The sequence below is a fragment of the Amycolatopsis sp. lyj-109 genome (assembly GCF_046548995.1).
In the GTDB taxonomy this organism is placed as follows: Bacteria; Actinomycetota; Actinomycetes; order Mycobacteriales; family Pseudonocardiaceae; genus Amycolatopsis.
This window is the reverse complement of record NZ_JAJPWR010000001.1, coordinates 489,733-512,339: the sequence shown is the minus strand read 5'-3', so window position 1 is coordinate 512,339 and position 22,607 is coordinate 489,733. Positions and strand designations below refer to the sequence as shown.

The 22,607-nt window shown below is 70.4% G+C and carries 26 protein-coding genes; 16 read left to right on the top strand and 10 right to left on the bottom strand.

Annotation, left to right across the window (positions count from 1 at the left end):
* Positions 1–70: 70 nt before the first annotated feature.
* Both ACLJQF_RS02430 and sigK read right to left on the bottom strand, forming a co-directional pair.
* Positions 71–766 carry an anti-sigma factor domain-containing protein gene (locus ACLJQF_RS02430; protein WP_410606537.1) on the bottom strand — a complete coding sequence of 232 codons (696 nt, stop codon included), beginning with the start codon at positions 764–766 and terminating at the stop codon, positions 71–73.
* Positions 763–1,359, bottom strand: a complete 597-nt coding sequence (sigK, locus tag ACLJQF_RS02425; protein WP_410606536.1) for an ECF RNA polymerase sigma factor SigK — start codon at positions 1,357–1,359, stop codon at positions 763–765. Before sigK ends, ACLJQF_RS02430 begins: the two co-directional genes overlap by 4 nt.
* A 337-nt stretch (positions 1,360–1,696) precedes the next feature.
* Here sigK and ACLJQF_RS02420 point away from each other — a divergent pair, with 337 nt between their 5' ends.
* Positions 1,697–2,110, top strand: a complete 414-nt coding sequence (locus ACLJQF_RS02420) for an SsgA family sporulation/cell division regulator (protein ID WP_410606535.1) — start codon at positions 1,697–1,699, stop codon at positions 2,108–2,110.
* Positions 2,111–2,140: 30 nt separating this feature from the next.
* Complete coding sequence (locus ACLJQF_RS02415) at positions 2,141–3,499, top strand: class I adenylate-forming enzyme family protein (protein ID WP_410606534.1); 1,359 nt, start codon at positions 2,141–2,143, stop codon at positions 3,497–3,499.
* On the opposite strand, the gene ilvD is transcribed toward ACLJQF_RS02415, so the two are convergent.
* Positions 3,478–5,169 carry a dihydroxy-acid dehydratase gene (ilvD, locus tag ACLJQF_RS02410; RefSeq protein ID WP_410606533.1) on the bottom strand — a complete coding sequence of 564 codons (1,692 nt, stop codon included), beginning with the start codon at positions 5,167–5,169 and terminating at the stop codon, positions 3,478–3,480. The two genes, ACLJQF_RS02415 and ilvD, sit on opposite strands and share 22 nt — an antisense overlap.
* Before the next feature lie 114 nt (positions 5,170–5,283).
* On the opposite strand from ilvD, the gene ACLJQF_RS02405 reads away from it, so the two are divergent.
* Complete coding sequence (locus ACLJQF_RS02405; protein ID WP_410606532.1) at positions 5,284–6,360, top strand: dihydrodipicolinate reductase; 1,077 nt, start codon at positions 5,284–5,286, stop codon at positions 6,358–6,360.
* Positions 6,357–6,839: a carboxymuconolactone decarboxylase family protein gene (locus ACLJQF_RS02400; protein WP_410606531.1), complete on the top strand. Its 483-nt coding sequence runs from the start codon at positions 6,357–6,359 to the stop codon at positions 6,837–6,839. The genes ACLJQF_RS02405 and ACLJQF_RS02400 overlap by 4 nt, the downstream gene beginning before the upstream one ends.
* 54 nt (positions 6,840–6,893) lie before the next feature.
* Here the strand turns inward: ACLJQF_RS02400 and ACLJQF_RS02395 are convergent, their stop codons facing one another.
* On the bottom strand, positions 6,894–8,447 hold the full coding sequence (locus tag ACLJQF_RS02395) for a GMC oxidoreductase (protein WP_410606530.1): 1,554 nt from the start codon (positions 8,445–8,447) through the stop codon (positions 6,894–6,896).
* A 208-nt stretch (positions 8,448–8,655) separates the two neighbouring features.
* Here ACLJQF_RS02395 and ACLJQF_RS02390 point away from each other — a divergent pair, with 208 nt between their 5' ends.
* The 5 genes from ACLJQF_RS02390 to ACLJQF_RS02370 all read left to right on the top strand — a co-directional run bounded on the left by ACLJQF_RS02390 (position 8,656) and on the right by ACLJQF_RS02370 (position 13,097).
* A complete protein-coding gene (locus ACLJQF_RS02390; RefSeq protein ID WP_410606529.1) occupies positions 8,656–9,024 on the top strand; it encodes an RNA-binding S4 domain-containing protein in 369 nt (122 codons plus the stop codon).
* 197 nt (positions 9,025–9,221) lie between these two features.
* A complete protein-coding gene (locus tag ACLJQF_RS02385) occupies positions 9,222–10,496 on the top strand; it encodes a cytochrome P450 (protein WP_410606528.1) in 1,275 nt (424 codons plus the stop codon).
* Entirely contained in the window at positions 10,493–11,989 is a 1,497-nt protein-coding gene (locus ACLJQF_RS02380; RefSeq protein ID WP_410606527.1) for a carotenoid oxygenase family protein, read from the top strand. The genes ACLJQF_RS02385 and ACLJQF_RS02380 overlap by 4 nt, the downstream gene beginning before the upstream one ends.
* Before the next feature lie 143 nt (positions 11,990–12,132).
* Positions 12,133–12,357, top strand: coding sequence for a hypothetical protein (locus ACLJQF_RS02375; protein ID WP_410606526.1), 225 nt, complete (start codon positions 12,133–12,135; stop codon positions 12,355–12,357).
* A complete protein-coding gene (locus tag ACLJQF_RS02370; RefSeq protein WP_410606525.1) occupies positions 12,354–13,097 on the top strand; it encodes an AfsR/SARP family transcriptional regulator in 744 nt (247 codons plus the stop codon). Before ACLJQF_RS02375 ends, ACLJQF_RS02370 begins: the two co-directional genes overlap by 4 nt.
* On the opposite strand, the gene ACLJQF_RS02365 is transcribed toward ACLJQF_RS02370, so the two are convergent.
* Positions 13,076–13,828 (bottom strand): hypothetical protein, encoded by a 753-nt coding sequence (locus ACLJQF_RS02365; RefSeq protein WP_410606524.1) that lies wholly within the window; start codon positions 13,826–13,828, stop codon positions 13,076–13,078. The two genes, ACLJQF_RS02370 and ACLJQF_RS02365, sit on opposite strands and share 22 nt — an antisense overlap.
* Positions 13,829–13,969: 141 nt before the next feature.
* Here ACLJQF_RS02365 and ACLJQF_RS02360 point away from each other — a divergent pair, with 141 nt between their 5' ends.
* Both ACLJQF_RS02360 and ACLJQF_RS02355 read left to right on the top strand, forming a co-directional pair.
* Positions 13,970–14,545 (top strand): hypothetical protein, encoded by a 576-nt coding sequence (locus ACLJQF_RS02360; protein WP_410606523.1) that lies wholly within the window; start codon positions 13,970–13,972, stop codon positions 14,543–14,545.
* A gap of 64 nt (positions 14,546–14,609) precedes the next feature.
* Positions 14,610–14,909: a winged helix-turn-helix transcriptional regulator gene (locus ACLJQF_RS02355; RefSeq protein WP_410606522.1), complete on the top strand. Its 300-nt coding sequence runs from the start codon at positions 14,610–14,612 to the stop codon at positions 14,907–14,909.
* Here the strand turns inward: ACLJQF_RS02355 and ACLJQF_RS02350 are convergent.
* Positions 14,873–15,541 carry a response regulator gene (locus tag ACLJQF_RS02350; protein ID WP_410606521.1) on the bottom strand — a complete coding sequence of 223 codons (669 nt, stop codon included), beginning with the start codon at positions 15,539–15,541 and terminating at the stop codon, positions 14,873–14,875. The two genes, ACLJQF_RS02355 and ACLJQF_RS02350, sit on opposite strands and share 37 nt — an antisense overlap.
* Positions 15,538–16,644 carry a sensor histidine kinase gene (locus ACLJQF_RS02345; RefSeq protein WP_410606520.1) on the bottom strand — a complete coding sequence of 369 codons (1,107 nt, stop codon included), beginning with the start codon at positions 16,642–16,644 and terminating at the stop codon, positions 15,538–15,540. The genes ACLJQF_RS02350 and ACLJQF_RS02345 overlap by 4 nt, the downstream gene beginning before the upstream one ends.
* Before the next feature lie 255 nt (positions 16,645–16,899).
* On the opposite strand from ACLJQF_RS02345, the gene ACLJQF_RS02340 reads away from it, so the two are divergent.
* Positions 16,900–17,289, top strand: coding sequence for a winged helix-turn-helix transcriptional regulator (locus tag ACLJQF_RS02340; RefSeq protein WP_410606519.1), 390 nt, complete (start codon positions 16,900–16,902; stop codon positions 17,287–17,289).
* Between the two features lie 99 nt (positions 17,290–17,388).
* Here the strand turns inward: ACLJQF_RS02340 and ACLJQF_RS02335 are convergent, their stop codons facing one another.
* The 3 genes from ACLJQF_RS02335 to ACLJQF_RS02325 all read right to left on the bottom strand — a co-directional run bounded on the left by ACLJQF_RS02335 (position 17,389) and on the right by ACLJQF_RS02325 (position 18,600).
* On the bottom strand, positions 17,389–17,880 hold the full coding sequence (locus tag ACLJQF_RS02335) for a winged helix-turn-helix transcriptional regulator (protein ID WP_410606518.1): 492 nt from the start codon (positions 17,878–17,880) through the stop codon (positions 17,389–17,391).
* A gap of 175 nt (positions 17,881–18,055) precedes the next feature.
* On the bottom strand, positions 18,056–18,364 hold the full coding sequence (locus tag ACLJQF_RS02330; protein WP_410606517.1) for a hypothetical protein: 309 nt from the start codon (positions 18,362–18,364) through the stop codon (positions 18,056–18,058).
* Positions 18,334–18,600, bottom strand: a complete 267-nt coding sequence (locus tag ACLJQF_RS02325) for a LysR substrate-binding domain-containing protein (RefSeq protein WP_410606516.1) — start codon at positions 18,598–18,600, stop codon at positions 18,334–18,336. The genes ACLJQF_RS02330 and ACLJQF_RS02325 overlap by 31 nt, the downstream gene beginning before the upstream one ends.
* 211 nt (positions 18,601–18,811) lie before the next feature.
* Between ACLJQF_RS02325 and ACLJQF_RS02320 the strand changes: the two genes are divergently transcribed.
* The 4 genes from ACLJQF_RS02320 (at position 18,812) to ACLJQF_RS02305 (ending at position 22,368) form a co-directional block, all read left to right on the top strand.
* Entirely contained in the window at positions 18,812–19,105 is a 294-nt protein-coding gene (locus tag ACLJQF_RS02320) for a hypothetical protein (RefSeq protein ID WP_410606515.1), read from the top strand.
* Positions 19,106–19,173: 68 nt separating this feature from the next.
* Entirely contained in the window at positions 19,174–20,367 is a 1,194-nt protein-coding gene (locus ACLJQF_RS02315; protein ID WP_410606514.1) for a serine hydrolase domain-containing protein, read from the top strand.
* Positions 20,368–20,599: 232 nt separating this feature from the next.
* The gene (locus ACLJQF_RS02310) at positions 20,600–21,727 is read left to right on the top strand and encodes a histidine kinase (RefSeq protein WP_410606513.1); all 1,128 of its coding nucleotides are present in this window, start codon (positions 20,600–20,602) and stop codon (positions 21,725–21,727) included.
* Positions 21,715–22,368 carry a response regulator gene (locus ACLJQF_RS02305; RefSeq protein ID WP_410606512.1) on the top strand — a complete coding sequence of 218 codons (654 nt, stop codon included), beginning with the start codon at positions 21,715–21,717 and terminating at the stop codon, positions 22,366–22,368. The genes ACLJQF_RS02310 and ACLJQF_RS02305 overlap by 13 nt, the downstream gene beginning before the upstream one ends.
* Positions 22,369–22,607: the final 239 nt, after the last annotated feature.

Below are 22,607 nucleotides of genomic sequence, written 5' to 3'. Positions count from 1 at the left end.
TGTGTCTTGATCGACGCCCCGCCTTTCAGCCATTACGCCTGCCGCGCTCACTCCGGTCAGAGGTCGGGGGTCACGCGAGGTCGATCCGGGTGACCGACGGCGTCGTCGGGCCCGGCGAACCACCGGCGGGCTCCACGGTGATCCCGATCCGGTCCACCCCCGGGGGCAGGTCGGCCAGCATGGGACGCATCCGGTCCGCCGATTCCGGCTGCATCAGCCCGGCCGAGTGCGCGCCGTCCTTGCCGATCAGCCAGACCTGGTAGGCGTGCCCCGCGTCGAGGGCGGGCAAGCCGGAGGCCAGCAGGACCGCCTGGTTGCGGCTGCGCGAAACCACCAGCGTCGCGTGGCCCTGCCCGGTGCCCTGGATCGCCGAAGCGTCCGGGGCGGACAGCACCGAGTCGACCGGGGGCAGCGGCGCCGTGGTGGTCTGCAGGCCGACCACGACCGCCACCACGGCCGCCGCGGCGGCACCGAACAGCGCGAAGCGCACTTGCCACGTCTTGGCCCGGCTCAGTCGCCGGACCACCGGCAGCTTCGGCGGCAGCTGGCGGGTGCGGGCGACGTCGGCGAGCACCAGCAGCTTCAGCGACGGCGGCGGGTCCACCGCGGCGGCCACGGCCAGCCGCGCGCCGGTCGACCGCAGCTCGGCCACCTCCTGGCGGCAGGCGGCACACTCGCCGAGGTGCCGTTCGAACTCGGCACGCTCCACATCGGACACGGCATCCAGGGCGTACGCCCCGGTCAGCGTGTGCAGCTCGGCGATCATCGGTCCACCCCCAGGCAGTCGCGCAGCCGGATCAGGCCGTCGCGGATACGGGTCTTGACCGTGCCGGGCGCGACCTTCAGCACCTCGGCGACCTCGGGGTAGGTGTAGCCGTTGTAGTAGGCCAGCACGATCGACTCGCGCTGCAGGTCGGTCAGCGCGGCCAGGCACTGCCGCACCCGCTGCTGCTCCAGACCGGCCAACGTGGACTCGGTGACCTCGTCGAACGGCCGCCGCACGTCCATCAGCCCGGCCCGCTCCTCCCGGTCGACGCCGGCCTGGTGCGAGCGCACGCGGTCGACGGCCCGGCGGTGGGCGATGGTCAGCACCCACGACAGCGCGCTGCCGCGCTCCGGCTCGTACCTCGTGGCCTTGCGCCACACCTCCACCAGCACCTCCTGCGTCACCTCCTCGGCCTGCGCGTGACTGCGCAGCACGCGCGTCGCGAGGCCGAGCACCGGACCGGCGACGAGGTCGTAGAGCGACGCGAACGCCGGCTCGTCGCCCGCCGCCACCCGCCGAAGCAGCTCTTCGGCGCTCGGCGGGGGCGCCGGCTCCTCGTCCGGTCGCAGCCGCAACCGCCCACGCTCACCCATGCCCGGCACCCTCCACGTCACCCCTGACTTGTGGGGGGTTCGCGGCCGGACGGCGGACCGGACTGGTGCCCGGTGGCCTTTCCCACCCGGACGGCGCAAATCCGGCGCCAGGACCCACCCGGCGGGCGCGCGGCTCCGAATCCGAGGTACGGAGAGGTTCAGTCACCAGAAGTGACCCTGAGTGAGGGAGTTGCCCGTTCGGCCACGCCGACGGTGACCTCGGACACTTCTTGATCACCCTGGAGTGTGAAAGTTTTTCGGAACGCTGGGCGTTGAACTGACTATGGGTTATCCCTGGAACCAGCCGAAGTTAACCGACGAGTAGCAAAGGGGTCCGATGACCGACCCGCACAGCGTGACCAGCGCCCGCATCGACTTCGCCCTCCGCACCTTCGGGGCCGGGCCGCGACCGGTGCCGGCCGAGCTGGAGTACGACACCCGTGACCCGTACGCGGTCGCCGTGGTGCTGCACGCCGGCCCGAGCGCGGTCCGGTGGCTCTTCGGCCGTGACCTGCTCGCCGACGGCCTGCTCGCCCGCTGCGGCGACGGCGACGTGCGCATCGGACCGGCCGGCGACCCCGCGCTCGTCGTCGTGGAGCTGACCTCGCCCGACGGCGCCGCGGTGCTCGAAGCGCCCGCCAAGGAGATCGCGGCCTTCCTCGACCGCACCTACGACGTCATCCCGGCCGGCGACGAGACCGGCTGGTTCGACTTCGACGAGGAAATGACGAAGCTTTCCTACCAGGACTGAGTTGCTATCGGCACAGTACCGTCCCGGAGCGTGAGCTTCTTCCTGACGAAGGTCCTCGCCGCGCTCGACGACGGCCGTGATCGCACGCTCTTCGTCCAAGACGGCGGCACCACCTACCACCAGGCCCGCGTCCGCTTGCGCCGCCTCCACGGCGGACTGGGCGAAACCGCGGCAACCGTCGCCGTCGACCTGCGCAACCGGCCCGAGACGGTCCTCGTCCAGCTCGCGGCCCTCCTGCGCGGCGCGACCGTGCTCATGGTCCCCGCCTCGGCGCCGACCGCGGACCGGCTCGCCGCGGCGAACGGCGCCACCGTCGTCACCGACCGCCCGCACGCCTGGCCGGCGGGCGACGTCCGCACTCTGGACGACCTCGATGGCGAACCTGCGCCCCTGAGCCCGCCGGAGACCGTCCGCCTGCTCTTCCCCACCGGCGGCACCACCGGCACCCCCAAGCTCATCCGCCACAGCGGCATCTACGACGGCATGGCCTACATCTTCACGCCGTCACCCGACGGCCCGGGCCGCACGCTGCTGGTCGCCCCGATGACGCACATGACCGGCAACGCGACCGTGCTCGGCGCGCTGCTGCGGCTGGACACCCTCGTCATCCACGACGGCTTCGACGCAGGAGCCGTCCTTGACGCGATCCAGGCGCACCGGATCGACACGCTCTCCCTGACCCCGCCGCGGCTGGCCGCGCTCCTCGACCACCCGGCGCGGACGAGCACCGACCTCAGCAGCGTCCGGTCGCTCTCCCTCGGTGCCGCACCACTGCCGCCGCACCGGCTCGCCCAGGCCCTCGACGTATTCGGCCCGGTCGTCGGCCAGGGCTACGGCCTCACCGAGGCGCCGATGATCGCGAGCATCTCCGCCGCCGAGCTGATCGACCACCCGGACCGGCTGGGGTCGGTCGGCCGGATCGTGCCGGGCATGGAGGCCCGCCTCACCGATGACGGCGAGGTCGAGGTGCGCGGACTGTCCATGATGGACGGTTATCTCGGCGGCCCGGAGATCGGCGCCGGCTGGCTGCGCACCGGTGACCTCGGGCGCTTCGACGACGAGGGTTACCTCTACCTTCTCGACCGTGCCGACGACGTCGTCGTGGTCGGCGAGCACGGCACGAAGGTCCCGACGACCGTCGTCGAACACGCGCTGGAGACGCACCCGGCGGTGCGGAACGCGGCCGTCTTCGGCCACGGCGACCGGCTGCGCGCTGTCGTCGTCGCATCGAGCGAAGTCACGGCAGCCGAGCTGAAGGCGCACGCGCGGGACGCCTTCGGCCAGGAGCACTACGTCCCGGCGGCCGTGGACTTCGTCGACGCGCTGCCGCTCACCGACGTCGGCAAGGTGGACAAGCGCGCCCTCGCTCAGCTCGTGACAGCCCCGTAGGACGACGACCGCACCAGCTTGACGTACTTGCCGAGCACCCCTTCCGGGAACTTGGTCGGCAACGGCTCCCAGCCTTCCCGGCGCCGGGCCAGCTCGGCGGCGTCGACCAGCAGGTCGATGCTGCGCGCCTTGATGTCGACGGCGATCCGGTCGCCCGTGCGGACGAAGGCGAGCGGCCCGCCGTCGACCGCCTCCGGCGCGACGTGGCCGATGCACAGGCCGGTGGTGCCGCCGGAGAACCGGCCGTCGGTCAGCAGCAGCACGTCCTTGCCCAGGCCGGCGCCCTTGATCGCGGCGGTGATCGCCAGCATCTCCCGCATGCCGGGGCCGCCCTTGGGGCCTTCGTAGCGGATGACCACGACGTCACCGGCTTCGATGCGGCCTTCGTTCAGCGCCGCCATCGCCTCCTGCTCGCGCTCGAACACGCGCGCCGGGCCCTCGAAGCCGGCCGTGTCGAAGCCCGCGGACTTCACCACCGCGCCCTCCGGCGCGAGCGAGCCACGCAGGATGGTGATGCCGCCGGTCGGGTGCAGCGGGTTGTCCAGGGGCCGCAGGACCTCGCCGTCGATGGGGTCGGGGTCCAGCTCGGCGAGGTTCTCGGCCACCGTGCGCCCGGTGACGGTCAGCGCGTCGCCGTGGATCAGGCCCGCGTCCAGCAGCGCCTTCATCAGCACCGGGATGCCACCGTGGCGGTCGATGTCCTGCATGACGTACTTGCCGAACGGCTTCAGGTCGCCCAGGTGCGGGACGCGGTCGCCGACAGTGTTGAAGTCGTCGAGGGTCAGCGAAACCTTCGCCTCGTGCGCGATGGCCAGCAGGTGCAGCACGGCATTGGTCGAACCACCGAGAGCCATCACGACGGTGATGGCGTTCTCGAACGCCTCGCGCGTGAGGATGTCGCGCGCGGTGATGCCGCGTTCGAGCAGGTTGACGACGGCTTCCCCGGACAGGTGGGCGTAGTGGTCGCGGCGGCGGTCCGCGGACGGCGGCGCGGCCGAGCCCGGCATGCTCATCCCCATGGCTTCGGCTGCCGACGCCATCGTGTTCGCGGTGTACATCCCGCCGCAGGCGCCCTCGCCAGGGCAGATGGCGCGCTCGATCCGGTCCAGGTCATCGGTCCCGAGCCGGCCCGCCCGGCACGCGCCGACCGCCTCGAAGGCGTCGATGATGCTGACGTCCTTCTCGGTGCCGTCGGTGAGCTTCACCCAGCCGGGGGCGATCGTGCCCGCGTAGAGGAACACCGACGCCAGGTCGAGGCGCGCGGCGGCCATCAGCATGCCCGGCAGGGACTTGTCGCAGCCGGCCAGCAGGATCGAGCCGTCGAGCCGCTCGGCCTGCATCACCGTCTCGACCGAGTCGGCGATGACCTCGCGGGAGACCAGCGAGAAGTGCATGCCGTCGTGGCCCATGGAGATGCCGTCGGACACCGAAATGGTGCCGAACTGCAGCGGGTAGCCGCCGCCGGCGTGCACGCCTTCCTTGGCCGCCTGGGCCAGCCGATCGAGCGACAGGTTGCACGGCGTGATCTCGTTCCACGAGCTGGCGACGCCGATGATCGGTTTCTTCCAGTCGCCGTCGCCCATCCCGACCGCGCGCAGCATGCCTCTGGCGGGCGCGGCCTCGATTCCGTCGGTCACCGTGCGGCTGCGGGGCTTCGGGTCGATCGTCATCGCGGGCCTCCGATTACGACGTTCGGGCGCTGAGCATGTTACCAACGCCAGCGCGGTCCGCTGGCCGGAACGATTTCCTACCGGCGCGCGGAACCACCGGCGAAAACTCGGGCCATGATCTCCACAGTGGTGTGGGGCACGGGCAACGTCGGCCGTGCGGCAATCCGGGCCGTCGACGCCCACCCGGCGCTGAAGCTCACCGCGGTGCTCGTCCACGACCCGGCGAAGGTCGGCAAGGACGCGGGCGAGCTGGCCGGAACCGGCCCGCTGGGCGTCGCCGCGACGGACGACATCGACGCCGTCCTGGCCGCGAATCCGCGCGCGATCGTGTACGCCGCTTCGGGCGACGTCCGGTTCGACGCCGCGCTCGCCGACATCGTGCGGGCGGTCGGGGCGGGCGCGGTGGTCGTGACTCCGGCCCTCTACCCCCTCTACGACCAGCGGAACGCGCCCCCGGAACTGCGGGATCCGGTGCTGGCGGCGGTCAAGGAGGGCGGCGGCTCGCTGTTCGTCTCCGGCGTCGACCCCGGCTGGGGCAACGACGTGCTGCCGCTGCTGATCAGCGGGCTCGGCACGGACGTCGACGTCGTCCGCTGCCAGGAGATCTTCGACTACTCGACCTACGAGCAGCCCGACTCCGTCCGGTACCTGGTCGGGATGGGTCAGCCGATGGACTACGACCCGCCGATGCTGATGACCGGCGTGCCGTCGATGGTGTGGGGCGGGCAGGTCCGGCTGATCGCGCGCGGCCTCGGCGTCGAGGTGACCGAGCTGCGCGAGACGCTCGATCGGCGTCCGCTCGAGGAAACCGTGACCACGCGGACGATGGGCGAGTTCGAGCGGGGCACGCAGGGCGCGGTGCGGTTCGAGGTGCAGGGCATCGTCGACGGCGAGCCCCGGATCGTCATCGAGCACGTGACGCGCATCCACCCGTCGTGCGCACCGGACTGGCCGGCGCCGCCCAGCGGCGACGGCGCGCACCGCGTGATCATCGAAGGCCGGCCGCGCATCGAGGTCACCGTCGAGGCGACCGACGAAGGCGAGAACCGGTCGGCGGGCGGCAACGCCACCGCCGTCGGCCGCCTGGTCGGCGCGATCGACTGGCTGGCCGCGGCGGAACCCGGCCTCTACGACGCACTCGACGTCCCGCTGCGCCCGGCAGCAGGCAAGCTCGGAAGGAGCCGTCCGTGAACATCGACATCCCCGCGGGCAAGGACCCGATCGGGTACGTCTGGGGCGAGCTGGTGCCCGGCATCGGGATCGCCGCGTCGAAGTTCTCGCTCGCGGTGTACGAGCACACCACGCTGGGGCTGCGGGAGTTCGAAGCCGCGCGGCTGCGGATCGCGCAGCTCAACGGCTGCGTCTTCTGCCTCGACTGGCGCACCGAACGCGACGGCCAGAAGGTCGAGGAGGAGTTCGCCGACGCCGTCCTCGACTGGCGCACGACGGACCGCTTCGACGACCGCACGCGGCTCGCGGCGGAGTACGCCGAGCGGTACGCGACCGACCACCACAACCTGGACGACGAGTTCTGGAAGCGGATGTCCGCGTCGTACACGCAGCAGGAGATCGTCGAGCTCAGCATGAGCCTCGGCGCGTGGCTGGCCTTCGGACGCCTCAACCACGTCCTCGGCCTCGACACCGCCTGCATTCTTCCGCGGCCCTCGTGAGTGGTAATTCGGGTTCTAACCCGAATTACCACTCACGACCGGCTGCGGCAGGGGCTAGAAGTCCGTGGCGATGATCTTTTCGATGTTGCGTTCCGCCAGTGCGGTGATGGTGACGAACGGGTTGACGCTGGTGTTGCCCGGGATCAGCGAGCCGTCGATCGCGTACAGGCCCGGGTGGCCGGCGAGCCTGCCGTAGTTGTCGGTCGCCTTGCCGAGCACCGCGCCGCCGAGCGGGTGGTAGGTGAGATGGTCGCCCCAGGTCTTGTACGTGCCGAAGAGGTCGGTCCGGTAGATCGTGCCCTCGGTCGAGTTGATCTTGTCGAAGATGGTCTTCGCCATGTCGATGCCCGGCTGCTTCCACGCCGTCTGCCAGTTCAGGTCCACCGCGCGCGTCGCCGGGTTCCAGGTGAACTGCGCCCGGTTCGGGTTCTTCGTGATCGACAGGTAGAACGACGCCCACGTCTCGATCCCGGTCGGCAGCGGCGCGACTTCCGCGAAGGCGCCGCCCGCGGCCCAGTTGTCGATGCCGCCGCACGGGATGGTCGACTGGGAGGCTCCGGTCGGGTCCCAGATCTGGTTGGCGCGCCCGACCATCACGTTCCCGTTGTCGCCCCAGCCCTTCCCGATCTCGCCGTTCAGGTTCGGCAGCGCGCCGGTCGCCTTCAGCTTCACCAGCAGCTTGCTCGTGCCGACGCTGCCGGCGGCGAAGAAGACCGTGTCAGCGGTGACGGTCTTGATGGTGGACACCGCGCCCGCGGTGGTGAGCTGCTCGATGGTCACGGTGTAGCCGCCGCCGGACGCCGGCACCACCTGCGTCACGCGGTGCAGCGGCGAGATGGCGACCCGGCCGGTCGCGGCGATCTTCGGCAGGTAGGTCTTCTGCAGCGACTTCTTGCCGTAGTTGTTGCCGAACAGGATTTCCCCGGCCAGCGCCGACTTCGTGGCGGTGCCCGCCGCCTCCCGTTCCATGTAGTCCCAGTCGTACACGTCCGGTACGAACACGAACGGGAAACCGGACCGCTGAGCCTGTTTCCGGCCGACGCGGGCGAACTGGTACCAGTCGGTGCTCTCGAACCAGGCCGGGCGGATACTGGCGACCCCGAGCCCGGCGTTGGCGCGCGGGTAGTAGACGTCGTACATCTCGTTCGCGTCGACCGTCGGGAGGATCGCGCCGAAGTTCTCCCGCTTCGGCGTGACGGCCATGCCGCCGTTGACGAGCGAGCCGCCGCCGACGCCGCGGCCCTGGTACACGGTGATCCCGCTGAACTCCTCGGCGTCGAGGATGCCCGTGTAGCGCGGGATGTCCTTGTCGATCGGGAACCCGAGGAAGTTGGACAGCGGCTGCTTCGTCCTGGTGCGCAACCAGAACGACCGCTGGTCGGGATTGGGCGTGGTGCAGAAGATCTTGCCGTCCGCGCCCGGGGTGTCCCAGGCCATGCCCATCTCGATCATCTGCACGTCGACGCCGGCCTGGGCGAGCCGGAGGGCGGCGACCGAGCCGCCGTAACCCGACCCGATCACCAGCGCGGACACGCGGGCGCCGTCGGAAATCGCGGCCGGCTGCGACGGTGCAGCGGCCGCTCGGCCGGCAAGCACAGCACTCGCCAAGATAGAACCAGTTCCAGCAATGAATAGACGACGGGATACGGAGCCAGAAGTTGTTCTCCACACGGGTTCGCCACTCATGTGTTGTTCCTCACCGTTGAGGTATTTAGAACAAGTTATAGCTCTGTGGTGCAGACAAGTCGACACGTACTCACGAGTAACCTGGCGGGGTCGCGGGGCCGTGCCGCTGAATGGGCCATGATGGACGACTGTGGAGTCCACCCGAGTGGACCGCTGGCTCTGGGCGGTCCGGCTGACGAAGACCCGCCCGGACGCCGCGGCGGCCTGCCGAGGCGGCCACGTGCGCGTCAACGACAAACCGGCCAAGCCGGCCACCACGGTCGTCCCGGGCGACGAGGTCCGCCTGCGCTTCGGCGGGACGACGAAGATCCTCGACGTGGTCCGGGTGATCCAGAAGCGCGTGGGCGCCCCGGACGCGGCGACGTGCTATGTGGACCGGACGCCGAAGCCGCCACCGGAGACGGCGGGCCCGGTCGCCCGCCGTGACCGCGGCGCGGGGCGGCCGACCAAACGGGAGCGCCGGGTGCTGGACGCGTTCCGCTCGCAGCCGGAGCCCTAGTACTACAGGGACACTTGTGTGCTTGACCTGGGGAACAAGGTCACCGTTTGCCGTGGCTGGTGGTCGTGAGTGGTAATTCGGGTTAGAACCCGAATTACCACTCACGACCAGCAGCCACGGCAAACGGTGACCTTGTTTCCCAGGTCACTCACATAAGTGTCCCTGTAGTACTAGTCGCGTCGGAACTGAGAACGGCCGTGCTCTCGTCAATTCGCTCGAAGATCCCGCTGCGGGTGTTCCGCATGATCGCCCGCCGACCCGGTGGCACCGCCCGGTTCGATTTCTTCGGTGCCACGCTGATCGTCGTCAGCACGGCGGAATCCGTCGACCACGTGCTCACGAACACAGGCGGCTACAGCAAGGACGCGCCGATGTACGCCGCGGCCCGGCCGTTCCTCGGGCAGAGCCTCACGGTCTCTCGCGGTGGTGACGACTGGCGCCGGCGCCGGCGGGTCGTGCAACCGCTCTTCCACCACAGCAGGCGTCCCGCCCACGCGGCGGCGGTCGAGCGCTCCCTCGAAGACGTCGTCGAGCACTGGGCCGCCCGCGCGGAGTCGGCGTCCGCGACGAACCTCGCGCAGGAGATGCGGCGCCTGTGCCTGCGGATCGCCTGCCGGACGTTGTTCGAGGTGGACGAGCCGCACGACGTCGACGCCCTGCTCGCCGCCTTCGACACCATCAGCGAACACGTCGTGACCTTGGCCTCGACGCCGCGGCGGGCGCGGGCGATCGTCCCGGGCAACCGTCGTTTCCGGGCCGCGATGAGCCGCGTCGAGGCGTTCGTCGAACGGGCCCTCTCCCAGGGGCTACCGAGCATGATCGTCGACAACGCCGTCCGGGAGAAGATGTCGCCGCGCGACCTCCGCGACGAGCTGGTCGGCCTGCTGTTCGCGGGACACGGGACGCTGGCCGACACGCTGACGTGGGCCTTGCACCTGACGATGCACGACCCGGCGGTCGCCGCGGCCGTCCGGGCCGAGGCGCTGACCGTCCTTTCCGGACGGATCGCGTCGTTCGACGACGTGCCGAGGCTGCCGTACACGCGGGCGGTCGTCCACGAGGCGATGCGGCTCTACCCGGTCGTCTGGCTGAGCATGCGGCGGGCCGTGCGCGCCGACGTCGTCGCGGGCCGGGACGTTCCCGCCGGCGCGCTGGTCGTCTGGAGTCCGTACGTGGTGAACCGAGACCGGGCGGTGGGACCGGAACCGGAACGGTTCCGCCCCGAGCGGTTCGAGGTACCCGCCAGCGCCCGAGGGCTGATCCGCGATGCGTCGGGCGTCCGGCCGTTCGGCGCCGGCGCCCGGGCGTGCGCGGGAGCCGACCTCGCGTACTCCGAAGCCTGCGTCACCCTCAGCACGCTCCTGCGGAACCACCAGCTCATTCCGCACGGCCGCGCCGCGAACCCGCCCCGGCTCGGCATGACCCTGCGCCCGGGCAAAGACCCGTGGGCCGTGATCCGAGAAGCCGGATGACGCCGGCCAACCGCTACCTGGCCGGGAACTTCGCGCCGGTCCGGCACGAGGAAACGTTGTTCGACCTCGAGGTGACCGGCCGGATCCCGGAGTTCCTCGACGGCCGTTACGTCCGCAACGGACCAAACCCGATCGGCACCGTCGATCCCGCCTCCTACCACTGGTTCCTGGGCGACGGCATGGTGCACGGCGTGCGCCTGCGCGACGGCCGGGCCGAGTGGTACCGCAACCGCTGGGTCCGGTCACCGGGTGCGGCCGCGGCCCTCGGCTCACCCGCTCCGCCGCACCGGAGCGCCACCGGCGCGCCGGGGCTCGGCGCCAACACCCACGTGATCGCGCACGCGGGGCACACGCTCGCGCTCGTCGAGGCCGGCATCTCGTGCTACCGTCTGGGCGCCGAACTGGAAACGCTGGGCGGCCACGACTTCGGCGGACCACCGCCGGGCGGCTTCAGCGCGCACCCGAAGCTCGATCCGGCGACCGGCGAGCTCCACGCGGTGTCCCACCACTTCGGCTTCCCCGGCACGGTGCGCTACTCGGTGCTCGACCCCGCGGGCCGGGTCCGGCACTCGGCTGACGTCGAGGTCGGCGGAAACCCGTTGATGCACGACTTCGCGCTCACCCGGCGCCATGTCGTCCTCCTCGACCTGCCCGTCACCTTCGACGCGCGGAAAGCCGTCGCCGCGACGGTGCCCGCCCCGCTGCGGCGCCCGGGCGGGGCGGTCCTCGCGGCGGTCGCCGGACGCGTGCGTGTGCCGGACCCTCTCCTGTGGGCGCTGATCCTCCGGGACACCCCCCGGACCCGCCGAAGCCGTAACCACGACCTGCCCTACAGCTGGGATCCCGGCCGACCGGCCCGGATCGGTGTGCTGCCGCGCCGCGGCGGGTCCACCGGCGTGCGGTGGTTCGGGATCGACCCCTGTTTCGTCTTCCACACCCTGGGCGCCTACGACGAGGAGGACGTGGTGGTGCTCGACGCCGTGCAGCACGCCGAGGTGTTCGTCGGCGATCCGCACGGGCCCGGGGGAGGCCGGCCCCGGCTGTGCCGCTGGCGGCTCGACCTGCGCACCGGACGGGCCGCCATGACCGTGCTCGACGACCGGGAACAGGAGTTCCCGCGCATCGACGAGCGCCGCGTCGGCGGCCGCCACCGCTACGGCTACTCGGTGGCGGTCGAGAGTGCGTCGGGCGTGTTCGGTGGTGCGGTCATCCGCCACGACCTGCGCGCCGGGACGAGTGTCCGGCGCAGCCTCGGAAAGCACATCGAGGGCGGCGAAGTCGTCTTCGTTCCCCGCGGCGCCGACGCGGCCGAAGACGACGGTGTCCTCATGGGATTCGCCTACGAGCGGGATACCGGCTTCAGCAAGCTTGTGATCCTCGACGCCGCCTCGCTCGTCATCGTCGCGGAGATCCGGCTCCCCGTCCGCGTCCCGCACGGCAACCACGGCAACTGGCTTCCCACGACGGCCGATCTCCGCGCGGAGGCGATCTGAGATGGGCCGGGGGGGGGGAGTACCTCGTCGTGCTGGTGGCCTGCGTGCTGATCACTCTTTTTCGTGGTCGTGCCGGTGTGCGGGATCCTGACCTACGAGATCGTCCCGATCGCGCTCACCGCGCTGCGGCGCCGGTTCCGGCGATGATCCCTCGGGGGTACACCGTGCCCGCGGTCGCCGCCGTGGTCGTCGTGGTGGCACTCGAACCGGCCGTGCTGCGGACGGGCCTCTTCCGCCGGCTCGCGTACTGGCTCACGATCACCATCGTCACCGGCTTCCAGATCCCGGTCGAAGACTTCCTCGTCGGCTTCGCCCTCGTCACCGCCGTGCTGGTGCTGTGGGAACGCGGCAATGGGTCTCGCGAGTGACCAGGGAGACGGAGTTCCGGATCCTGGGGCCGCTGACGGTGTGCCGCGCGGACGGCCGCCCGGTCGTGCTCGGCGGCCGCAAGCCGCGGACGCTGCTGGCGGTGTTGCTGCTGGCCCGTGGCCGGGTGGTGCCCGACGAACGGCTGATTTCGCTGTTGTGGGAGGACGTCCGGCCGGCCACTGTGGACGCGCAGCTGTGCACTTACGCTTCCCGGCTCCGCCGGGCGTTGCCCGCTCGGCTCGTCCGCGCCGGCGGCGGCTACCTGCTGGAGCCGGGCGGCACGGTCGACGCCGAGGAGTTCGAACGGCTTGCCTCGGCCGGTGACGCCGCGCTCCGGGCGGGTGATGCCGTGCAGGCGGCCCGGCTGTTTCGCGTCGCCTTGGGCCTCTGGCGCGGGCCGGTGCTCGCCGACGTCGCCGAATCCCTTCGCTCGGGCGAGGAGGCGCGGTTCGAGGAGCTGCGGCTGGCGGTGCTGGAAGGCCGGATCGAGGCCGATGTGGCGGCCGGCGACCACTTGAGCGCGGTGCCGGACGCCACCGGCCTGGTGCACGACCACCCGTTGCGCGAGCGCGCGTGGGCGTTGCTGATGACGGCGTTGTGCGCGAGTGGCCGCCCGGCCGAGGCGGTGGCGGCGTACCACCGGGCCCGGCGGATCCTCGACGAACGGCTGGGGATCGCGCCGGGTCCCGCGTTGTGCGCGGCCTACGAGCGGGTGCTTCAGCCGATCTCGGGCGGGTAGGGCCAGGTCTGGAAGTCGACGTCGAGGGTGGCCGTGTCGCGCGGCAGCCAGTACCGGGCGAACTCGCGAACCTGCGCCGGGGCCGGCCCGGGGTTGGGGCTCCGGTGGTCCGGCTTCGCAGCGGACTGCAGGGCCCAAGCGAACCCGAGCACGGGGTTGAGCCGCGCCCACCGGGCGCGGTCGATGCCCAGGACCATGTTCCCCCGCAGGATCCCGTGCCAGCGGTGGTAGCCGTGGGTCGGATCACCGTCCATGGCGTGCACCTCGGCTTCGTCGTCCGCCCGCCGCGGGTCGAAGAGCACACCCTGCCCGAACGCGGCGAAAGCCCCGATCAGCCCCGCGTGGTCATTGCAGTAGTAGCGGTCGAAGTTGTCGAGCTGGAGCTTCGAGAGCGTCCTCAGCGGCTGCTCGACGGGCTTCAGGTACTCGGCGTAGTTCTGCGGGTAGCCGGGTTCCTGGACGAATTCGAACCATTTCGTGTAGCTGGCCTGCTCCCCGCCGATGTACCCGAAGAACGCGCCGATGGCGTCCGCTGTTTCCTGCGTCGGGTTGTACAGCGAGATTTCGTCGAGCTGGTACCAGAGTTCGTTTGCCCGCCGGTCCCCGAGCATCCCGGGCACGGGTGGCAGATCCGATGTCGCCGCCGCGGCCGCCGATGGGCTCAGCAGCACGGATCCGGCGACGGTGACCGCCGCCCCGGCACCGATTTTGAGCAGGCTCCTGCGATCCATGGTTTCTCCTTTCGGCGGCCTCTGCCGCTCTGGCCGCCACCGTACGTCCGGCCCATATACTTTCTCTGGACTCCACAGTGGATCCGGGTGAGGGCAGGACCACGTCGACCCGCAGGCCAACGGTCTCGCCGAGGTTTCGCCGTGTTCGCGGCGTCGGTGTCCATTGTGGTCGTCACCTTCCGTCTGCGCAGCGTCGTCGCCGGGGTCGATCTCGGCTGGATCCGGACGCTGAGCGGGAACTCGGTGCTGGAACCGTGGCTGTCGATCCCGACGGTGCTCGGGAAGATCGGCGGGGTGGTCGTGCCCGGCTCCGCGGTCGCGACCTGCCGCCTGGCCGGCTTCACACGTCGCGGTGGCTGCGGCGGTTTCGACGTGGCTCACGGTGAGCACTCGCCCGGACGGGAAGACCCTGCTGCCGCCGTGGGGTTTCGCGGTGCCGGCGGTGGTCTCGGCCGGTGTCGGCGTGCTGACCGCCCGGGAGCCGTGCGTTCGAGCAGCTGGATGGCCTTCCCCGCGGCGATCAGCTGCCGGCCACCGCCGGTGAGTGCGACGGCCGCCCGCGACCCGTTGCCCAGGTCGACGATGGCGCAGCTGGTGGCAGCTTCGTTGCGGTTTTTGGCGGTCGGACGCCTTCTCGCGCGCACCGGAACCGGGCGACCATGGCATCCGGGTCCACACGTGACCATCGTGGGGAGGGTTCTTGGCCGGCGTCGGTGACACCCGGCAGCGAAGTACGCATGGTGCGTGTGCGCCCGACTGCCCGTGTCGTGCGTTGTTCGAGTTGTTCGGAACGAAGTGGACGGTGCTGCTCATCGGAGTTCTCCTGGACGAGCCGTTGCGGTTCGGCGAGTTGCGGCGCCGCCTGGCGAACGTCAGTCCCAAGGTGCTGGCGCAGACGCTGCGGCGGCTCGAGCGGTACGGGCTCGTCGATCGCACGGTTTGTCCCGTGGTCCCGATGCGTGTCGAGTATGCGCTGACGGAGCTGGGGCAGAGCGCCGCGGAGCCGCTCGCCGCGTTGTGGACCTGGGTGGGGTCTCGTGCTCTTCAGTCTGTCGAGGGTACGACCAAGCCGGACTCGTAGGCCGCCACCACGGCTTGGGCGCGGCTGCTGAGCTCCAGCTTGCCCATGATCCTTTTGACGTGGGTCTTCACCGTCTCCGCGCTGAGCGTGAGCCGGTCCGCGATTTCGGCGTTGCTGAGCCCGTGGCCCACGAGGTGCAGCACCTCCGTCTCCCGACTCGTCAACGCGGCCAGGTGGTCACGCCGGTACTTCGACGGCTGGTGGTGCCGAGCGAAGGTTTCGATCAGACGGCGTGTGATCCGCGGCGACAGCAGGACGTCACCGGCCGCGACGGAGTAGACGGCGGCGATGATCCGGTCCGCGGGTGTGTCCTTGAGCAGGAAGCCTGCTGCTCCCTCGCGCAGCGAGGTGTAGACGTACTCCGAGACATCGAAGGTGGTGAGGATGATGATCCGCGGTGGCCGTTCGTCGTCCCGGCTCAGGATCTGGCGGGTCGCGGAGATCCCGTCCAGGCCGGGCATCCGCACGTCCATGAGCACGACGTCCGGCCGGCTGCCGGCGGTCAGGGCCACCGCGTCGACGCCGTTCGCCGCGTCGGCCACGACCTCGATCCCCGGCGCGGCGTTGAGGAGAGAGATCAGCCCCGCGCGGACCAGCGGCTGGTCGTCGGCGACCAGTACCCGGATCGTCATGCGTTCTCCTCGATCGGCAAGCACGCCACGACAGCGAAGCCGCCGTCGGGCAGAGGTCCGGCGTCGAAGGTACCTCCATAGAGGTCGGTGCGCTCGCGCATACCGTGGATGCCGTACGACGACGGTCCACTTTCGACTCGGGAACCGGTGCCGTCGTCCGCGATCCGGACGTCGAGGTACCGGCCGCGGTAGCCGATCTCCACGTGCGCCGACGCCGGGCCCGCGTGCTTGATGACGTTGGTCAGCGACTCCTGGACGATCCGGTAGGCCGAGATCGCGACCCCGGGCGGCACGGGTCTCGGCCGGCCGGTCACGACGAGGTCCACGGCCAGGCCCGCCGCCCGGACCCGGTCGACCAGCCCCTGGACTTCTTCGAGACCCGGTTGCGGGAAGAGGTCGACCTTGTCGTCTTCGTCGTCGAGCCGGAGCACGTCCAGCAGCCGTCGCATCTCCAGCAGCCCTTCACGGCTGGCCTTCTCGACGGTGGTGACGGCCGCCCGGGCCGTCGGCCTGTCGCTGTCGAACACGTAGCTCGCCAAGCCGGCCTGCAGCGAGATGACCGACATGTGGTGCGCGACGACGTCGTGCAGCTCCCGGGCAATCCGGACGCGTTCGTCGGCCGCGGCGCGGCGCGCGTTCTCGGCCTCCTGCCGCACGCGCCGCGCCCAGCGCTTGGTGCTTTCCCCGAGCGCCCAGGCACCGAGCAGCACCACCGAGGTTTCGATCAGCTTGGGCAGCGTCAGGTCACCGGAGGGCGTCAGGAACGAGGGGACGAAACAGAAAGTGGACAGGAGCCACATCGCGCCGGCGACCGAGGTGGAGCGCGTGGTCCCCACGCTGAAGACCGCGAGCAGCAGGCCGAGGCCCGCGTTGGGGAGTTCCGCAGATTCCAAAACGGAGTAAGCGGTCACCGCGCAGGCGATCAGCACCATGACGACGACCGGTGCGACCTGACGCAGGACGAGGGGGGCGACCGTCAGGATCCCGAGGAGGTAGACGACCCAGCCCGTGCCCGGGCGGGCGGCGACATTGGCGACGGTGAGGGCCACGAGAGCGAGGGTGATCAGGCCGTCGAGCAGGGGAGCGGGAAGCTTGGTGCGCACCCCGTCACGGTAGTCGAAACGGTGGACGTCCTCCCTGCGCCAGCGGTCCCTACCACCAGAGGGGTATGGCCGGATACTCACTTCGGAGGACGCCCGGCTGCGAGAATTTTCTTATTGTCGCCGAAGAGGGAGATTCACATCATCGCGACCGCCCTGACGGCACCGGTCACCGCGGCCCACAGTGTGACATTGCTGCTTGTAGCGTCACGTTAGTGGCTGTGCTCCCACGTTGTCCACGAAATTCGGGAGAATGTCATGAGTAGCACTTGCGAAGCAGCCGTCGGCAGTGTGGATGGGGAAGCTCGTCACCGCACCCTGGTCAGCTTGTTCGCGAACAAGTGGTCGGCGTTGGCGATCGGGGTGCTGGAGGACGGCTCCCTCCGGTTCGGCGAGCTGCAACGCCGGCTGGGGGGCGTTAGTCCGAAGGTGCTCACCCGGACACTGCGGAGACTCGAGGAGTTCGGGCTCGTGAACCGGGTCGTCTACCCGGACATTCCCCTTCGTGTCGAGTACTCGCTGACCGACGTCGGACGCGGTGCCGGGGGGTTGTTGCGAGACCTGAGGAACTGGGTCGACGAGAACATGGACGAGATGCTGCGCGCTTCGCGGCCGGTGGAAACCCGGAACCTCGATGCGGACCGATGACGGTTTCGGTGACCGGGCAGCGGCGCCATCGTTCGTCCCGGACGATGACACCGCTGCCCGGCTCCCTGCCCTTTCCCCGGGGAAGGGCTTCCCGGCCGATCATCCGCCGCGAGACAACGGCGGATCGGCGACCACCGCAGCCGGTTCGGCCGGGGTTCCGAAATCCTTGATCCCGTCCGATTGCCGGCCGAACTCGGAGAGACCGGCCACTTCGGTCGCGTTCGACCGAGTTGGCGCGGGGGTCCGGTCGATGTTCCGCTCGACCCAGTCGCGGACCGCTCCGAGGGGAACGGCGGCGCTCATCCCCAGTTCGGTCAGGGAATACTCGACGTGCAACGGCACGGACGGATAGACCACGCGGTTCAGGATCCCGTGTTCTTCCAGCCGTCGCAGGGATTGCGTGAGCACCTTGGGGCTCACGCCCTGCAGCCGCCGCCGAAGCTCACCGAAGCGCAGGGGACCGTCTTCGAGCGCGCCGATGGCCAGCGCGGACCACTTGTTCGCCAAGAGGTCGAGCATGGCCCGGCACGGGCACTGGGCTTCGTAGACGTCGTGGGTCCGGTGCCGCCCCGTCTCGCAGACACTGGTCATCAGATCTCCTCAAGTGCGGGTCTGTCCCCGGTGGTCTCCAAGCTACGTTCAAGGGTGTAGTTACCCGCAAGGGTCACGACTCTCCAAGAGAGAGTGACCACTGTGGACGCTACTGACTTGGCCCGGAGGTTCATCCGCTTCGCGGCGTCGAGAACGGGCGCCTGGCAAGCGCCTTTCAGGGCAGCGCGAAACCGGCTCCTCCTTCGTGCCACCAGCTGAGGTAGAACGGTGCTTTGTCGACGAGTGTCAGGTAGCGGTCCGCGATCATCGCGCACAATTCGGGGACGAGAGGAGCGACCGGCGAGTCCACCCGCCACGCCAGAACCAGTTCCCGGTACAGGGGCGTGCCGACGTGAGATTCGCCGGTGAGGTGCGCGATGCGCTGGTCGAAGCCCGCGGACGCGCAGGTGCGGGCGAGATAGGTGTTCATCCCGCTGTCGTCGGCGTCGGGCATCACCCACTTTTCCGCGGCGAGGTCGGCCAAGCCGATTTCCCGCGAGCGGCCAGCGGGTGCTCGGCCGAAACGCCGACGAAGATCGGCTCACGCAGGAGCAACCGGTGCTCGACGCCGGCCTGCCGCACCACCGGGAAGCCCGGGAACTGGCGCATCACCGCGATGTCCAGCTCACCGGAGCTCAGCGTCGAGCCGATGCCGGATGCCGGATGCCGGGTAGCGCGGTGAAGAATCGGCTGGGGCTGGCGGGGCGGCGCGTCGTCCATGCCGTGCTGGACTGGGCTCTCGCTGTCGGCATGGGGTTTCTCGCTGCGCTCCTGGCCGGGCTCGTCGTCATTCCCTTGCTGCAGTGGGGCCTGGTGCCGCCGAAGGTGATCCTCTGGTCCCCCGCGATCACGTTCATCGTGGTCGCGTACGCCGGGCGACGTCCTGATCCAGATCTGGGTGCCGCTGCGTCGAGGCGGAGTCACTCCGGGAATGCTGGTGATGGGCCTGCGGATCGAAACCCCGCGCGGCGGCCGGCCGAAGGGCCGTGCCTTCCTGATCCGGTGGGTGCTGCTCACGGTCGACGGGTTGCTGCTGGGGCTGGTCGCTGTGATGAGCATCGTGGCGACCGAACGACGCCGGCGGATCGGCGACCTGGTGCCCAGGACACTGGTGGTCCGCGCCGACACCGACGTGCGCTGGGCTTCGGCGAACGCCAGGCACCTTGACGCGCGCGGCGGCCTGGGTGACATGCTGGCATGTCGGGAATTCGGGGTGCTGGGGTGATTTCCCGGTACGGCAGCCGCTTCTAACGTGATCACGGTCAAGTTGGAACGGCACAGGGGATGACGATGATGAAGAAGGCATTCGGCCGGCGGATCCCGGTGGTGGTCGTGCTCGCGGCGCTGGCTGTTGGAGCGCTCGCCTACAGCTCCACCGCGCAGTCCGCCACCGCCGCCCAGCAGCCCGCCGTGGGACTGGACGACACACTGCACAACACCCTCCAGGGTTATCTGGACGCCCACCGCGCGCAGGACCGGATGTCCGCTGTGGCGTTGCGGGTGACCTATCCGGACCGGCGTCCGGCGATGTCGGTGAACGTCAGCACCGGCAGGCCGGTGCCGGCCGACGCGCTGTGGCAGATCGGCAGCAACACCAAGGCGTTCACCTCCGTGCTCCTGCTCCAGCTGGAGGCCGAGGGGCGGCTGTCCGTCCACGACAAGCTGGGGAAGTGGCTGCACGGGTATCCGGCGTGGCGCGACGTCACCATCACCCAGCTGCTGTCGATGACCAGCGGTATCCCCGACTACGCCCAGCAGGACGCGTTCGGCGAAGCCATCCTGGCCGACCCGGCCACCGTGTTCACGCCCCAGCGGCTGGTGTCCTTCGTCGGCGGACAGCTGGGACCCAAGACCTACAACTACTCGAACACGAACTACGTTCTCGCGCAGCTGATCATCGAACGGGTGACGCACGACAGCTACGACTCCCAGCTGCACCGTCGCGTCCTCGGCCCGTTGAAGATGCACGACACCTGCCTGCCGCCGGCGTGCCCGGGCGACACCGCCCGGAGGATGCCGGCGGGGTACTCCGGGGTGTCCGCGCTGCCCACGTTGCTCGGCAAGCCCGTGCCCGCACTCGCGTTGTCCTGGGCCCAAGGGGCCGGTGGCCTGGTCGGCTCGCTGCCGGACCTCTCCACCTGGGCCAAGGCGCTCTACGGGGGCCGGTTGCTGCCACCGGCGCAGCAGCGCGAACTCCAGTCGCTGGTCTCCGTGACCACCAGCGAACCGATCCGGACCGTCACCCAGCAGGACCCGGTGGGCTTCGGGCTCGGTGTCGCCCAGCGCATCGACACCGGCACCGGCCGTCCCGTCTGGGCGTACCGGGGCGAGACGCTCGGGTTCCAGGTGCTGCACACCTACGTCCCGGAGTCCGGGATCCTCATCACCCTCGCCGTGAACAGCACGGCGGACCAGGACACGCTGACCGGTCTCGCCGACACCGTCCACCGGACGCTGGACACGGCGCGACCGTACGGCAACCATTAGTACTACAGGGACACTTGTGTGCGTGACCTGGGGAAACAAGGTCACCGTCTGCCGTGGCTGGTGGTCGTGAGTGGTAATTCGGTTCCAACCCCTAATTACCACTCACGACCAGCTGCGGCAGACCGGTAGGCCGGCGTCCAGGATTGTCCTGGCCGGCTGTCTTCGGCCGCACCGAACAAAGATCTCGCCCTGCAGTATTAGCCGCCGATTCGGACAAGGAAGGACGAAACCGGTGGACCACCAAGGGCGGGGTCTCATCCTCCGCAACGCACTGACCGGGCTGCGCGCCGGCGGGCAGCTGGTGCGGTGGCCGGTCTGGCTGGTGCTCGGCCGGGATCCCCGGCCGGGCGGGGACGCCCTCATCGAGCACCAGGACCGCATGGAGGGCAGTGCACCCGCCGACCGGCGTGAAGGTGCCGGCCGGCGGGTGCGCTGGCTGGCCGTCCAGGCGGTGCTCGGGCCGGGAGTGCTGGCGTTGACCGTCGTGACGTGGCTGACGGCGGCCGTCGTGGTCAGCACGCCGCTGTGGTGGCGCCTGGCGTCGGCGCCGGTGGTGTTCGTCCCGATCACCGACACCGCCAGCTCGCTCGTCGGCGCGCTGTGCGGACTCCCGCTGGTCCTGCTGGCCGTCGCGTGCGGCTACGGCCTCCCACGCTGGCACGCCGCGGTGGGCCACGCGGTGCTCGACGGCCCTCGGTTCCTGCGGTTGACCCGCCGCGTCGAGGTGCTGACCACCTCCCGGGCCGACGCGCTGGAGGTACAGGCTGCCGAGCTGCGCCGGATCGAACGCGACTTGCACGACGGCGCGCAGGCGCGGCTGGTGTCGGCGGGCATGCTGCTCGGCCTGCTCGACATCAAGCTCGACGAGCTGCCGGAACACCACCGGAAGCTGCTCACCGAGGCCCGCTCCGAAGTCGGCGAGGCGTTGCAGGAGCTGCGGGACCTGGTGCACGGCGTGTACCCGCCGATCCTGGTGGACCGCGGCCTGACCGGCGGGATCGAGTCGCTGGTGGAGCGGACGACGCCGGTGATCGGGTCGGTCTCGGCCACCGTCGACGTCGCCGGCCGGCTCCCGGCCGCGCTCGAATCCACCGTCTACTTCGTGGTCGCCGAGGCGCTGGCCAACGTCGCCAAACACAGCAACGCCGGCGAAGCCCGGGTCGCCGTCCGCACCGACCGCGACCACGACCATGTCTGTGTCGAAGTGTACGACGACGGCCGAGGCGGCGCCGACGAACTGCGCGGCAGCGGCCTGGCCGGCCTGCGCCGCCGCGCGGCCGCGTTCGACGGCGCCCTGTCGATCACCAGTCCGCCCGGCGGACCCACCCTCCTGCGAGTGGAGCTTCCATGCGTGTCGTGATCGCCGAAGACCTCCTGCTCCTGCGTGAAGGCCTGACCCGCCTGCTCGAGGAAATGGACTGGACCGTGGTATCCGCCGTCGACAACCCGGACGCGCTGCTCGACGCGCTCGAGAAGGAGCGGCCCGACGTCGCCGTCGTCGACATCAGGCTGCCGCCGACCTACCGCGACGAAGGCCTGCGCGCGGCGATCGAAGCCCGCCGGCGCCGCCCGGGAACGCCGATCCTGATCCTCTCCCAGTACATCGAACGCACCTACGTGCGGGAACTGCTCGCCGACTCCCACGGCGGCGTGGGCTACCTCCTCAAGGACCGCGTCAGCGACGTCCGGCAATTCATGACCGACCTCCGCGCCGTCGCGGCGGGCGGCACGGTCCTGGATCCACAGGTCGTCCGCGCGGTCTTCGACCGGCTCGCCAAGACCGCACCCCAAGCCGAGCTGACGCCCCGGGAGCGCGAGGTCCTGGGCCTGATGGCCCGCGGCCTGTCGAACTCCGCCATCGGCGTCGAGCTCGACATCACCGAACGCGCCGTCAGCAAGTACATCAACCGGATCTTCGCCAAGCGAGACCTTCCGCCGGGCGACAACGTCCACCGCCGGGTCCTTGCGGTCTTGCAGTACCTCGACGACATCGCGACCTAGCCAGGAACTCAGGCCCGCCCAGAGCGGGAGATGGGCCTTCAGCATGAACTTGCCGTCCTCGCGACGACGTGCGACCGGCCTGCTGCCGACCAACGAGACGCGGCGATCGAGCCCGGCGAGGCCCCGGCCGGCCCGGGCCGGTGCCGCTCATCCGGTGGTGGGCCGCCGCGGGGGCTTGCCTCCGTGGCCACCCCCACGACGAGCTCGTCTCCGTCCGGGCGCCGTACCCGCACGTTGAT